The organism is Niabella insulisoli (genome assembly GCF_039652435.2).
GTDB classification, from domain to species: Bacteria; Bacteroidota; Bacteroidia; order Chitinophagales; family Chitinophagaceae; genus Niabella; species Niabella insulamsoli.
Genome location: NZ_CP190246.1, coordinates 677,242 through 691,927, shown reverse-complemented (window position 1 = coordinate 691,927; position 14,686 = coordinate 677,242). Strand labels below are relative to the sequence as shown.

Below are 14,686 nucleotides of genomic sequence, written 5' to 3'. Positions count from 1 at the left end.
AGCGCCTTATTATAAAGTATCAATAATCATTGTCGTAAACACCATATCTTTTTTGAAATAACCCCACGTTGACACCCGCTCTAATGACGGGCACGATCTGCACGCGACGCGCACCGCTGTTGGGATCGAAAGACACATCAACATAAGGGCTGTTCGCGTCTTTTAAAACATCGGCCAATACTGAAAAATAAAAAAAGGTCGTTCCTCCCTTTTGCCGGCCGGTAGACAATCCGCCGCCCAAAAGCAACGAGGTAGCGCTGGCGCGATACTTATCATCAGGGCGGGCAGAGCCGGAACCCGTGTAATTGATATTTGTAAAATTATGTTCGAGCTGAGCCTGCGCAAACAGGAACGGCACCGGGAAGGCACGTGCAAAAACACCAGGCCCGAACACATGCTGCCTCAACTTATCGTTATATTCATAAACATCGCGCGATCCATTGTACACATAATTCAACACCACACCGGCATCGAAATAATCGTTGAGCTTGTAGCCAAGCACCGGACTGGCCCCCAACACAGAACCGCCGGAAAAGAAAGACGCCGTAACACCGCCACCGGTAAAAAGATTATGTTTTTTAAACCCTTTTTCTTCAATAGGCTCAGGATCTTCATTGGCATTGCGAACTTTTACTTCATCGTCCTGCGCAAAAACCGCATTGGATATCGTTAAAGTCAACAAGACACACCCTACAAAAATGCTTCTGTTCATCTCAACTATTTTTATTGCTTTCGTGGTAAAATTAATATTTAATCTCCAAGGGTTGCCACTGTGGCTAATCAAAAATCTTACCCCGGTTTAATATGCCATGAGGATCAAACACTTTTTTGATATCTCTCATGATCTGCAACTGGCGCTCTTCAAACACAATATCCATAAATCCTTTTTGTATCAGCCCAATGCCGTGTTCGCCACTGATCGTTCCGCCCAAATCTTTCACCAATAAAAAAAGCTCGCGGATAATTTTATCCATTTCCGGATTTTGATAACTATCTGCGACACTTTCTTTTTTGATCCGGATATGCAGGTTGCCATCGCCGGCGTGGCCGTAGGCAACTACATCAAAAGCATACTGCCGGCCGAGCGCTTTAAGCCCTTTGATAAGCCTGGGCAATTCGGCCCGGGGCACAACCGCATCTTCTTCTATTGTATATCCCACCATTTTAACATATTCCGCCACCTTGCGCCGCAGTTTCCAAAGTTCTTCTTTCTGCTGCGCATCCTCTGCAAACAGCAACTCTCCTGCCTCGTATTGCTCCAACACCGCAGCTATTTGTTCCATTTCTTTAAACAATACTTCGGTATCATTCCCATCCACTTCTATCAGCAAATGCGCCTCGATATCGTCATTCACCGGAACAGAATGACTGTCCACCATATTGCTCACAATTTTCAATGCATCAATCTCCATCAACTCCAGTGCACTGGGCGTGTATCCCGCTCTAAAGATGGCGCTAACCGCTTCACAAGCTTTTTCAAGACTGGCGAAGGGCGCCAGAATTAGCAAGTCATATTTGGGAAGCGGGATCAGTCTTAAAACGATTTTTGTTACAATGCCCAAAGTGCCTTCGCTTCCGACAATCAATTGTGTAATATTATATCCTGTGGCATTTTTCAAAACGTTGGCGCCCGTCCAGATGATCTCTCCTGTCGGTAAAACCACTTCCAGGTTCAAAACATAATCCTTTACCACGCCATATTTTACAGCGCGCGGGCCGCCGCTGTTTTCTGAAATATTACCGCCGATAAAACAAGAGCCTTTACTCGCAGGGTCGGGCGGGTAAAACAACCCCTTTTCAGCCACGGTGCTTTGCAGCACTTCAGTGATAACGCCCGGTTCGGTAGTTACCTGCAAATTGCGCTCGTCGATGTCCAGTATCTTATTTAGCTTTTCGGTAGAAATGACCACTCCGCCCAAATGAGGCAGCGCTCCGCCGCTCAATCCCGTACCAGCACCTCTCGGCGTCACCGGAATATGAAATTCATTACAGATCTTTAAAATTTCGCTGATTTCCCCAGCGCTGCCGGGCTTTAAAACCACATGAGGTTTAAAACTCAGGGTTTCCGTTTCGTCGTGGGCGTATTGCGTCAGCGACTCGTCGTCGACAAAAAATTGATCCTTTCCGACAATATTTTTGAACGATTCTAATATTTCTGCTGTTATGTTAAACTGTTGCGCTTTCATCGCTGTAAATATAGTTTTTAAACAGATGAAACGTTCATTATAAAATTTCATTTTTATCAGAAAGGGGAGAGCTGATGGCATAACACAACATTAAAACGAAGGCGCAACATCTAAAAAAATCAACCGTTATCTTTGAACGACCCAAAAAAACGAATATGGCTGGAATACTGGATCAGATAGGCAACACACCGCTGGTGGAACTCAATAAAATCGCAATAAACGACAAGGTTCAAATATTTGCCAAACTTGAAGGAAATAATCCGGGCGGAAGTGTGAAAGACCGTGCAGCTTATGGCATGATCAAGGGCGCTATCGATCGCGGCGACATCAAGCCAGGCACAAGGCTTATCGAAGCGACCAGTGGGAACACGGGTATTGCTCTTGCCATGATCGCCAATCTATTTGATATTGAAATAGAACTGGTAATGCCCGAAAGCGCCACCCGCGAACGCGTGCTAACCATGCAGGCCTATGGCGCCAAAGTCACCCTCACAGCTAAAGACAGAGGGATGGAAGGCTCGATCGACTACGCCAACGAAAAACTAAAACAAGCCGGGTATTTAATGCTCAACCAGTTTGCAAATCCTGATAACCCGGGCATGCACTATAAAACGACGGGCCCGGAAATATGGCGCGACACAAAAGGCTCGGTTACGCATTTTGTTTCTTCTATGGGCACTACCGGCACCATCATGGGTGTATCCAAATCGCTCAAAGAATTTAACCCTGCCATTCAAATTGTCGGTTGCCAACCAACTGATAATTCCAGTATTCCCGGCATCAGGAAATGGCCGGCGGCTTATCTTCCTAAAATATTTGATAAAAGCCGCGTTGATCAAATCATTGAGTTAGACGAGCAGGATGCGCGTACTATGGCAAAACGCCTGGCGCGGGAAGAAGCTATTTTTGCGGGCATGAGCAGCGGTGGTGCAGTTCACGCGGCAGTTGAGCTTTCAAAACAACTGGAAAGCGGCGTGATTGTTTGCATTATCTGCGACCGGGGCGACCGTTATCTTTCGTCCGATCTTTTTGATTAAGATTTTCTTTTTGATTTCTTAGCTACGAGATCATAAGAATGATCTATCCATTTTTTCAGATCCGGGGCCGGCATAGAACCATCGACCACGATCGTGTTCCAATGCTTCTTATTCATATGATATCCGGGCTGCACACAATCATAATTTTCCCTTAGCTCCAAAGCCAGGTCGGGATCACATTTCACATTAAAAGATAAAGGGTCGGCATCCATACCCATCAGCAAAAAAATCTTTCCATTAACTTTATAAACGAGTGTTTCCGGCCCAAAGGGTAAGACCTCTTCTACGTCTTTTTTTGAAAGACAGTAATCGCGAATGATTTCTATGTGCATATGTTTTATAAAATTTCACGTCACAACGTGCAAACGATTGCATCTGTAATGTCTCTATAAAAATACTAACTTACTCAGCTTTACTTCATTTATATTTTCGACATATGACTTCGCTAAAAAAAATTTTATTGCTAACAGGGTTTGTTTTACAATTGCTGCCGCTTGCCGCTCAAAAGAAGAATGACAAACCGAATGTTATCGTTATTTATATTGATGACCTGGGCTACGGCGATCTAAGCTGTTACGGCGCTCAGGCGGTTACTACGCCCCAGGTGGATGCCATCGCTAAAAACGGATTGCGCTTTACGAACGGCCACTGCACTTCGGCCACCTGCACGCCCTCCAGGTACGCTTTAATGACCGGCGTTTATCCCTGGCGGGAGAAAGGCCACAATATTTTGACAGGCGACGCGCCCCTTATCATTCCTACCGATAAGATCACCTTACCAAAAGTGTTTAAGCAGGCGGGCTACACAACCGGCTTGGTGGGCAAATGGCATTTGGGCCTGGGGAGCGAAGTAGCAAAAAACTGGAATGAGACCATCAAGCCGGGCCCCAACGAAGTAGGGTTTGATTATTCTTATATATTCCCTGCCACCGCCGATCGGGTGCCAACGATCTTTATGGAAAATGGAAAAGCCGTAGGACTTGAAGCGGACGACACGATACAGGTCAATTACCGACAAAAAATAGGCAACGATCCTACGGGAAAAGAACACCCTGAACTCCTGAAGTTGAAGGCCTCGGTAGGGCACAATCAAACCATCGTAAACGGTATCGGCAGGATCGGTTATATGAGTGGCGGGCAACAAGCGCGTTGGGTAGACGAAGAGCTGGCGCCTACTTTTTTGGAAAAGGCTAAAACCTTTATTGATAAAAACCAGCAGCGGCCTTTCTTTCTTTACCTCGCCTGGCACGGCATTCATGTTCCGCGCATGCCGGCAACAATGTTCAAAGGGAAAAGCGCTTTAGGTTTTAGGGGAGATGCAATCCTGGAAATGGATTGGGCCGTGGGCGAATTGATGCAGCAACTCAAAAATCTGAAACTTGACAAAAACACCGTAATAGTTTTTAGTAGTGACAACGGCCCCGTTTTGGACGACGGCTACGCGGACGAAGCAGAGCAAAAGAACGGCAACCACAGGCCGGCCGGACCTTTTCGCGGTTGGAAAACCAGTATTTATGAAGGTGGTACCCGAGTGCCTTTTATCATTTCATGGCCGGGTAAAATAAAGCCCGGCACGAGCGACGCTATGGTGAACCAGATCGACCTGTTGGCTTCATTTGCCGCGTATTTTCAAATCCCGGTGCCGGACGGAGAAGCGCGGGACAGCGAAAACCTTTTGGCCACCTTCACGGGAAAAAATAAGAGCGGGCGCAGCGTGATGATCGAAGAGGGGTATGGAGAGAGCAGGGCTATCGTTAAAAACGGGTGGAAATATATTCCGGCCTACGGTAAAGTAAATGAGCAGCTTTATGACCTCAACAGCGACTTATCAGAAAAAACAAATGTGATATCCCGCTATCCTGACAAGGCCGCCGAATTGCAAAAACTTTTCCTTGAAATTAAAAAGTAAACGCCAAGCCTCAAATAATTTTTACACATGCGCCCGATCAACATCAACAGGAACTTTTTTTTACTCATTTTTCTTATTACCTGCTGTAACAATTTGCAGGCGCAACATCATTTGTTTGTTTCTTTGAAGGGAACAAATCAGGGCCGCGGCACAAAGGCTGATCCATTTGTTTCTATTGAACGCGCCACAGACTATGCGAAAACACTTCGTGGCGCTGTTGTCATCAATATTGATGCGGGCCTTTATTATCTCAACAATACCATTCATCTGAATGCCGCAGATTTTCAGCCGAAGTCGCTGGTCATCAAAAACACATCTGCAGGCGAGGTCACCATCAGCGGTGGAAAGCGCCTAAAGCTTAACTGGGAGCCTTTTAAAAATGGTATTTATATGGCTCGGGTTGATGAAGGTTTGACATTTGAAAGAATGTTTTGCAATGATGTATTACAGGTGTTGGCGCGCTATCCCAATTTTGACACCACGGCGCGAGTATTCAATGGCACGGCAGCGGACGCCATTGATCCGGAGCGCGTTCAAAAATGGAAAGATCCCAGAGGCGGCTATGTACATGCTTTGCATGCCGGCGAATGGGGCGGATTTCATTATCGCATCACCGGCGTTGATGAAAAAGGCGCGTTGAAGCTGGAAGGCGGCTGGCAAAATAACCGTCCAAGCCCTATGCATAAAAAAATGCGGTTTGTAGAAAATATTTTTGAAGAACTTGATGCGCCTGGCGAATGGTTTCATGACAAAAAGGAGCATGTACTTTATTTCTACCCGCCGGCAAATACAGATATAACAAATGCAAAAATTGAAGTCTCGCAATTAAAAGAAAGTTTCATCTTGTCGGGCGAAGCGGACAACCCTTTAACAAATATTGTCTTCTCCGGTTTGCGTTTTACGCACAATGAGCGCAGTTTTATGGAAACCAAAGAACCGTTGCTGCGCAGCGATTGGACATTTTATCGTGGCGGAGCCTTGCTCTTCGACGGCACGGAGCAATGCGAAGTATCGGATTGCACTTTTGAAGGGCTCGGAGGCAATGCCATCGTTTTCAGTAATTACAACAAAACAAATAAGGTACAAGGTTGTCATATCTACAATATTGGCGCAAACGCTATTTCCTTTATTGGTGATATGAATGCGGTTCGAAGCCCTTCATTTGGCTATCCGAATTATGTACCGTATCCTGCGCTTGACAAAACGCCCGGCCCGAAAAATAACAATTACCCTCAACGCTGCCTGGTTGATAACAATTTGCTGCACGATTTAGGTCAAATTGAAAAGCAGGCAACAGGTGTGCAAATAGAAGTTTCAGCAGCCATTACTGTAAGCCGAAACAGCATCTATAATGTGCCCCGCGCGGGTATCAATATTGGGGATGGCTGTTTTGGCGGCCACGTCATTTCCTACAACGATGTGTTTAATACTGTTTTGGAAACCGGCGATCACGGCTCTTTTAATTCCTGGGGAAGAGACCGTTTCTGGGCGCCGCGAAGAAAATATATGGATAGCCTTGTAGCCCTGCATCCTGAACTTATTTTGCTTGATGCACAAGAAACAACGGTCATCCACGATAACCGCTGGCGCTGCGACCACGGCTGGGATGTAGATTTGGACGACGGTTCGTCGAATTATTTTATCTATAATAATCTGTTTTTAAATGGTGGATTAAAATTCCGAGAGGGCTTTTACCGGAAGGCGGAAAATAATATAATGGTCAATAATACCTTTCATCCACATGTATGGTTTAAAAACAGTGGCGATGTCTTCAGGCATAATATTGTGATGCAACCTTATGCACCAATCGGCGTCGCCGACTGGGGAAACGCGATTGACCAGAATCTTTTCCTCACTGAAACAGCGCTACTGGCGGCGCGCAAAAATGGCACAGATTCCAACAGCGTGTTCGGAGACCCGTTATTTGTCGATCCGACAAAGGGAAACTTCAACGTCGCAGCAAATTCGCCGGCGCTCAAAATCGGATTTAAAAATTTCCGGATGGATAGCTTTGGCGTGCAGAAGCCAGCATTAAAAAAAATCGCTCAGCATCCGCAGCTGCCGGAACTTCTTATATCATCTGAAAAAGCAGCTGCTGATCAAACTGTTTCTTTCCTGGGCGGATGGATTAAATCCGTGAATGGCCTTGGCGATCGTTCCGCATTCGGCCTTCCCGACGAAACCGGCGTAATCGTTGTTCAGACCGGCAACAAGCTGCTTGCCGCATCCTCGCTTCAACCCAATGATGTCATCAGAACGGCCAACGGCACGGCTGTTAAAAATATCGAAAGCCTTTTTACCATTTATAATAAATTAAAAAACTTTAGTTCAACACTTGAGCTGGTGGTCATTCGCGGCCAGCAAACATTGAACATTAAACTAAACATTAAATGATTTTAAAAACGGGCATCGTTTCATTTTTATTTCTCATTACAAGTAGCACCTTTTTTAAGACATGGGCTCAACCGGCACAGCGTCATAATTTACAGTTCGAAAAACTTGCAACACGCTGGGACGAAGCCATCCCCTTGGGCAATGGCATGCTTGGCGCATTGGTTTGGCAAAAACAAGGCAGGCTCCGGCTTTCACTCGACAGGGCTGACCTTTGGGATGAAAGAAAGGCTTTAGACCTTTCCGGTTTTAACTTCAAATGGGTAACACAACAAGTGTTAAAAAAGGATTATGCCCCGGTTCAGAAATTGGGTGACCGGCCATACGATGCTACGCCCTACCCTACCAAACTTCCCGCGGCGGCGATGGAATTTGATATCAGTAGTTTGGGAAGCGTCGTGTCAAATGTGCTCGATATCAGCACGGGTTTAAACACGGTCCGGTTTAAAAACGGCCTTGTATTTAAATGCTATATACACGCCACTGACAACGTCGGTTATTTTTCTTTTGAAAATATTCCATCAACAATAAATGCGTCAACATCATTGATGCCGCGTCTGATCGTGCACAATTACAACAGTGGCAAAATCAATCGCGAAAACGATAACAGCCACGCTGGCGAAGGGCTTGAAAAATTAGGTTATGCAAAAGGAACGGTGACAAAAACCGCTCAATTCATTCACTACCGCCAACCCACCTACGATGGCCATTTTTACGAAGTAAAGATTCAATGGAAAAAATTTTCGAAGGATAGAATTATTGGCAGTTGGGCCATAGAAAGCGATAAGCCTGCAAGCCTGCCTGCTTTAAACACATTATCAAAAGAACCTACCGCGTGGCCCTCGCACCAGCAATGGTGGAAAAGATATTGGGCGCAATCGTCGATCAGCCTGCCCGATTCGCTGATTGAAAAGCAATATTACCTTGAAATGTACAAACTGGGCGCAGCCTCCCGCCCTACCGCTCCTGCAATCACATTGCAAGCCGTGTGGACAGCGGATAACGGAAGCCTGCCACCGTGGAAAGGAGATTTCCATAACGACCTCAACACCCAATTGAGCTACTGGCCTGCATATACCGGCAACCGATTAAAGGAAGGTGAAAGCTATATCAATTGGCTTTGGAACCAGAGAGCGAAGAATAAAGCCTACACAAAACATTATTTTGGTGTGGAAGGGCTTAACACGCCGGGTGTTGCTACCTTGAGCGGCGATCCCATGGGCGGATGGATTCAATACTCGCTCAGTCCAACTGTCGGCGCCTGGTGTGCGCAGCATTTTTACTGGCAATGGAAATATGGTATGGATGACGCTTTTCTGAAAACAAAAGCCTATCCTTATATACACGATGTGGCGACTTATATTGAAAACATTACGCGCATGGAAAACGGCAAACGCAGGTTGCCGCTGAGTTCCAGTCCGGAATATAACGATAATAATATCAACGCCTGGTTTTTAGATTGGACCAATTTTGATCTGGCGCTCGTGAAATTTTTATTTGACGCCGCAAGCGACGTTGCTGTTGCCATGAATAAAAAAACAGAAGCCGCCCATTGGCAGCAAATATCAAAACAGCTGCCCGATTTCGCGACCGGCTCTGGCGGATTGATGGTAGCGCCGGGCGAAAACAATTCAGCATCGCATCGCCACCTTTCTCCTTATATGGCCATCTATCCTATGGCGCTGTTGGACGTAAACAATGAAAAAGATAAACCGATCATTGACCGATCGCTCACCCAAATAGAAAAACTCGGAACACGCGCCTGGTGCGGTTATTCCTTCAGTTGGATGGCGAGCCTTTACGCCCGCGCTTATAAAGCAGACAAAGCCGCCCAGCAGCTGCGTATCTTTGCTTCCAATTTTTGCTCACCGAACAGTTTTCATTTAAACGGCGACCAGAAAGGCGGCGAATATTCGGGCTTTACTTACCGGCCATTTACATTGGAAGGAAATTTTGCTTTTGCGCAGGGCGTGCATGAATTACTTTTACAAAGCAGGAAAGGTTATATTGAAGTTTTTCCGGCAGTTCCAAAAGACTGGAACGACGTCTCCTTTCAGAACCTTAGAACGGAAGGCGCTTTCGTTATTTCCGGCAGGAAAGAAAACGGCGTTCCTTCCAGCGTAAAAGTCTTTTCTGAAAAAGGCGGTTTACTAAAAATTAAACTTCCTTTTAAAACATGGCTCTCCAGGAGCGTTCCGCGTTCCTCATTTAATTTATCGGAAAAAGGAATTATTTCCATCATGATGAAAAAAGGTCAAACCATCATTATCGAAAACGGTTATGAATAATTTAATGAAACATTTTAAAATGGCTGCCCTGGCGGCGGCCTTGCTTGTCTCTACCGCAACAACAGCGCAGCTCACGGGAAGCGCCCATCGTGCCGACTGGTTTAAAGAAGCCAAATTTGGCATGTTTATTCATTGGGGATTGTATAGCGTACTGGGCGGGAGTTACAACGGACATACGCTGCCAGATACCAGTTTTAAAAATGGGAAAAGCTGGTATGCCGAATGGATTCAGCAAAGGCTGGAAGTTCCGAAAAATTATTACCGCTCATTAGTCAAAGAATTTAACCCGACGGGGTTTGATGCCGATGCATGGATACTGGAAGCGAAGCGCGCCGGCATGAAATATTTTGTGATTACGGCGAAGCATCACGACGGTTTTGCGTTATGGGATTCAAAAGTTTCCAACTATGATATCGCCAGCACTCCTTATAAAAAAGACCTGTTGGGAGCGCTTGCCCAAGCCTGCAAGAAATACGGGTTAAAATATGGGTTTTATTACTCGCACTGCGAAGATTGGGATCATCCGGGCGGCGCCACACCCCACTGGACACCGCAGAAAACCGATGCGCAATTTGAAACCTACTGGCGGGAAAAATGCCTGCCGCAAGTAACTGAATTAATAGACCGATATCAACCCGATCTCTTCTGGTTTGATACCTGGGGCGACGAGCAGGAAAAACTTTTTATTTCAGATAAACGCCGAGACGAGTTAATCGCACTCATCAGAGCCAAAAGCCCGAAAACATTGATTAACGGCCGTATTTCCTGGTTGAACCCCGGAAATGACATTGACTTTCTGGAAATGATGGATAACGCTTATCCGACTGAACTGCAACAACGCCCCTGGCAAACACCGGCTACCATGGTTCACTCCTGGGGTTGGCACGCGAAAGATTACAATTGGAAATCTGCGGCAGAAATGATCGGCTATCTCGTTGGCAATGTTTCAAAGGGTGGCAATTATTTGCTTAATATCGGGCCAAAACCGGATGGCACTTTTCCCGCAATGGCGGTTAGGCGGCTTCGGGAAATGGGCGGATGGATGGCTGCCAACGGAGATGCGGTATATGGAGCGCAACCCATCATTGATATTAAACCGCCATCCGAAATCCGGCTCACGCAAAAAATCAGTAATGGCGATCGCTTTGTTTTTGCATCGATTGTAAAGCCACTCAAAGAAACGCAGTTGGTATTACCGATAGACTTTGACAATATTGTTTCGTGTCATATGCTCGATACAAAAATGCCCATCCGTTTTAAAAAAACCACAGAAGGCAAAACTGAAATATTACTTCCTAAAAACGTTGCAGCGATGAACGATGGTGTGCCGGTGATTCAACTGAAAATAAAATAAAACAGCAGAAAATATTTCTAAATGCCATCAACGTCGCAGATCACGACAACTGATTTGTATCGTTTTTCCTGATGCAGTAACGCGATATGATGGAGGATGTCCTTTTTACATTGTTCCAACATCGTTCTATTTCTCGGAAGTTTAAAAAGCAACTCCATCAGAAACTGGTTCCTAACGCGATTGACAACCGGTTCGGCAGGGCCGGTAAGATTTTCTCGGTAGCGGTTCGACATCATGTTGGCAAAAAGCTGCGCCGCATCCTGAACCACATTTTGAATTTTATTTTTGAAAGTTAGTTTAATCAAACGCGAAAAGGGAGGATAAAAAAACTGTTCGCGCCTTTCTATTTCTTCCTGATAAAGCGAATGGTAATCATGCTGCTGAACATGTTGCAGGACCGGATGTACAGGCTGCGCCGTTTGCACGAGCACTGTACCCTTACCATGCTTTCTGCCAGCGCGCCCACTCACCTGTTCCATTAATTGAAAGGCTCTCTCGTTGACCCTGAAATCCGCAAATGATAAAATGCCATCGGCATCTAAAATACCCACCAGGTCCACATGTTCGAAATCGAGCCCTTTTACCACCATCTGCGTTCCAATCAACACGTCTATTTTCTGTTGTTCAAATGTTTGAATCAATTGGTCATGCGCATGTTTTCCACGAACCGAATCTAAATCCATACGCCCGATCTTAGCCTCAGGGAAAAACTCCTGCAGCAATTCTTCAATGCGCTCTGTTCCAAACTGGCGGTGCACAAAATCGTGACTGCCGCAAGCGGCACAGGTATGGGCTGGCGGATAGCTCGTTCCGCAATAATGACAGGCCAGTTGATTCTTATATTTATGAAAGGTGAGCGATACGTCGCAAAATTTGCATTGCGGCACCCACCCACATACGCCACAGCGCTGGTAAGGCGTATAGCCACGCCGGTTTTGGAAAAGGATGACCTGCTTTTTATGATCCAGTGAAAGCTGGATGGCTTCTCGTAGCGGAGGCGTCAGCATCAGGTCGCCTTCGCTTTTAAACCGGAATTTCCTGGTGTCAATCATCTCGATCGACGGCATTTCCACGTCTCCAAATCGTTGTGTCAATTTCACAAGGCCATACTTTCCTTTCTCCGCATTGAAATAAGATTCTAACGAAGGCGTGGCGCTCCCGAGCAGCACTTTACAATCATCAAAAAGCGACGACATAAAGATGGCTGCATCGCGCGCGTGATAGCGCGGCGCAGGCTCCATCTGCTTGTATGACGCATCGTGTTCTTCATCGCATATAATCAATCCAAGGTTGCCAAAAGGCAGGAACATGGCAGAACGAGCGCCCAGCAATACTTTCAGCTCGCCATTCTTCACTTTATTCCAAATTTCTATTCTTTCATTTTGCGAAAATTTGGAATGATACACTCCGATATGCCCGCCAAAATGTTTTTGCAAGCGGCGAATAGTTTGCGATGTAAGCGCAATTTCAGGCAACATATAAAGCACCTGCCGCCCGCTGCGGATATAATTTTCAATCTGCCGGATATAAATTTCTGTTTTACCACTCGAGGTAACGCCGTGCAGCAGGCAAATGCTTTTTTCTTCGAAACAACTGTTTATCTCGCTGAAAGCCTTGTCCTGAGCGGGTGACAGCTCAAAATGGATCTGAATGTTTTTCGCTGACTGCTGAATGCGATCCACCGTGCGCTTATCTGCTATCAGGAGACCTTTATCCACCAAACCCTTAAACTGCGCCTCGCTGGCGCCGGCTTTTTTAAGCAGCGCTCTTTTGGTAATGGCTCCATCGGTTTTTTGAAAATGAAGATAAGCCAGCAAAAGCTCCATTTGCTTACCGGCTTTCTGCAACCGTTTATCTTCGTTCAATAAATCCTCCAACGCCGCGTCATTATTATAATCCGGGTGTAACAACACATAGGTTTCTTTTTTGGGCGTATAGGTTTCTTTCAAGGCTTCCCAAACATAACAGATGCGTTTATGTATGAGGTTGTTGATAATGGGATACACATGAGAAGCATCCAGTATTTGCTGCACTTCGGCGAGCTTCAGTTCTTTTCGGATAAGCAGCGCTTCTGCCACCAGGTATTCTTCATTATCCAGATCAGTGAAATCGTTGCCCGCTTCTTCATTAAACACAAGGGTGGTTTCGCTGCTCAATTTAAAATGAGCCGGAAGCGCCGCTGCCATCACTTCGCCTTCACTACACATATAATAGCCCGCCATCCATTGCCAGAGTTGTAACTGGTGTTCATAGACCACCGGCTCCACATCGAGCACATTCAATATTTGTTTCGGTTCAAAAAACTCCGGCGCTTCGTGGTGTACTCTTTTCACAACGCCCGCATAACGTTTGCTGCGCCCCAGGTTCACCTCTACGCGGCAACCCGGACTTATCGATTGCAATAAGTGATCGGGCACCAACCAGGTGTAGTTGAGTGGCAACGCCAACGGGATAATGACCTCTGCAAAAAATTTCCGGCCTGTCGGCTGATATAATTCCATAACCTCGGACATGGGTGCAATTTAACTTACAGATTTGAAATCCAGGGTGCGTTGTGCCGGATTGCCGCATCTTTCATTTGTTCAAACACCTTTTCTTTCAATGCTTCCACCGCCAAGCCTTCCACAGCAATTTCTTTCAAATACACAACCCTGCATTTGCCGGGATTCAGGGAAAAAATGGAACCATAATGCATACGCACAAAAGTGTCAAGAAATAAAACAGGCTGGACAGGCGTTTGTGTCTCAACAGCCAGCTTAAAAGCGCCATTATAGAATGATTTGAGCGGAGCGCCGGTTTCGTTAAAAGTGCCTTCAGGAAAAACAAAAATCGAAATCCCTTTACTCAATATCGAGCGAAGCAAACGCAGGCTCAGCGCCCGGTGCCGGGCATCACTTCGATCTACGGTCACAATAGCATATTTATAAATAAACCCAAAAACCGGGATTCTGGTCATTTCTATTTTTCCTAAAGGGCGCAAAGGTTTTCTAAACACTTTCACCAGCATAGGAATATCTAAATAAGAGATGTGGTTGGCAACGATGATATGCTTTTTATCAGGGTCAAAAGGCGCTTCCATTTTTTTTCTGACGGAAATAAAAACTGCGGCGAACCAGAGATCAGCCCAAAAAACACATAAACGATAAATCATGTTGCCGCCACGGATCCTGCCAAAAAAACTCGCGATGACTACAAATGGAAAAATCAGCAGCATCGTCGCCACAAAAATGATGGCGGCATAAATACTGAATAAGAAACGTAGCATTCGCATATGTGAAGCAAATGTAATTGATATAAGGGAAGGCGGGAAGTCCGGGGTCGGAAAGACCGGAAGTCGGAAGAGTGACATTGCAAGCTGTGGCATTGTTTCGGTAAGTCACGATGGCTTCCCCCCGGCGGTGCGACGGTTTCGGCATACTCCGATGGCATGCCTGAATTTCGGAGACAGCCGACGCTTAACAACGCTTCCGTCAAAAACACGGGTTGGAAGTTAAAAGCTTATTAAACATGCAGGAAGATTG

At 45.9% G+C, this 14,686-nt stretch carries 10 protein-coding genes; 5 read left to right on the top strand and 5 right to left on the bottom strand.

Annotation, left to right across the window (positions count from 1 at the left end):
- Window positions 1–19: 19 nt before the first annotated feature.
- Window positions 20–712: a hypothetical protein gene (locus ABDK00_RS02960; protein ID WP_346238016.1), complete on the bottom strand. Its 693-nt coding sequence runs from the start codon at window positions 710–712 to the stop codon at window positions 20–22.
- Window positions 713–776: 64 nt separating this feature from the next.
- Window positions 777–2,186 (bottom strand): FAD-binding oxidoreductase, encoded by a 1,410-nt coding sequence (locus ABDK00_RS02955; RefSeq protein WP_346238015.1) that lies wholly within the window; start codon window positions 2,184–2,186, stop codon window positions 777–779.
- 155 nt (window positions 2,187–2,341) lie between these two features.
- Here ABDK00_RS02955 and cysM point away from each other — a divergent pair, with 155 nt between their 5' ends.
- Window positions 2,342–3,223: a cysteine synthase CysM gene (gene cysM / locus ABDK00_RS02950; protein ID WP_346238014.1), complete on the top strand. Its 882-nt coding sequence runs from the start codon at window positions 2,342–2,344 to the stop codon at window positions 3,221–3,223.
- Here the strand turns inward: cysM and ABDK00_RS02945 are convergent.
- Entirely contained in the window at window positions 3,220–3,555 is a 336-nt protein-coding gene (locus tag ABDK00_RS02945; protein ID WP_346238013.1) for an MmcQ/YjbR family DNA-binding protein, read from the bottom strand. The genes cysM and ABDK00_RS02945 overlap by 4 nt on opposite strands.
- A 104-nt stretch (window positions 3,556–3,659) precedes the next feature.
- Here ABDK00_RS02945 and ABDK00_RS02940 point away from each other — a divergent pair, with 104 nt between their 5' ends.
- Genes ABDK00_RS02940 through ABDK00_RS02925 form a run of 4 tightly spaced genes read left to right on the top strand, consistent with a single transcriptional unit; the run spans window position 3,660 to window position 11,165 of the window.
- Window positions 3,660–5,132 (top strand): arylsulfatase, encoded by a 1,473-nt coding sequence (locus ABDK00_RS02940; protein WP_346238012.1) that lies wholly within the window; start codon window positions 3,660–3,662, stop codon window positions 5,130–5,132.
- A gap of 27 nt (window positions 5,133–5,159) precedes the next feature.
- Window positions 5,160–7,526 (top strand): peptide-binding protein, encoded by a 2,367-nt coding sequence (locus ABDK00_RS02935; RefSeq protein ID WP_346238011.1) that lies wholly within the window; start codon window positions 5,160–5,162, stop codon window positions 7,524–7,526.
- Window positions 7,523–9,811, top strand: coding sequence for a glycosyl hydrolase family 95 catalytic domain-containing protein (locus ABDK00_RS02930; protein ID WP_346238010.1), 2,289 nt, complete (start codon window positions 7,523–7,525; stop codon window positions 9,809–9,811). Before ABDK00_RS02935 ends, ABDK00_RS02930 begins: the two co-directional genes overlap by 4 nt.
- A 4-nt stretch (window positions 9,812–9,815) precedes the next feature.
- Window positions 9,816–11,165, top strand: coding sequence for an alpha-L-fucosidase (locus ABDK00_RS02925; protein ID WP_428400360.1), 1,350 nt, complete (start codon window positions 9,816–9,818; stop codon window positions 11,163–11,165).
- Window positions 11,166–11,182: 17 nt separating this feature from the next.
- Here the strand turns inward: ABDK00_RS02925 and priA are convergent, their stop codons facing one another.
- Together priA and ABDK00_RS02915 are read right to left on the bottom strand one after the other, a co-directional pair.
- Window positions 11,183–13,678: a replication restart helicase PriA gene (gene priA, locus ABDK00_RS02920; RefSeq protein ID WP_346238008.1), complete on the bottom strand. Its 2,496-nt coding sequence runs from the start codon at window positions 13,676–13,678 to the stop codon at window positions 11,183–11,185.
- Between the two features lie 14 nt (window positions 13,679–13,692).
- Complete coding sequence (locus tag ABDK00_RS02915; RefSeq protein WP_346238007.1) at window positions 13,693–14,430, bottom strand: lysophospholipid acyltransferase family protein; 738 nt, start codon at window positions 14,428–14,430, stop codon at window positions 13,693–13,695.
- Window positions 14,431–14,686: the final 256 nt, after the last annotated feature.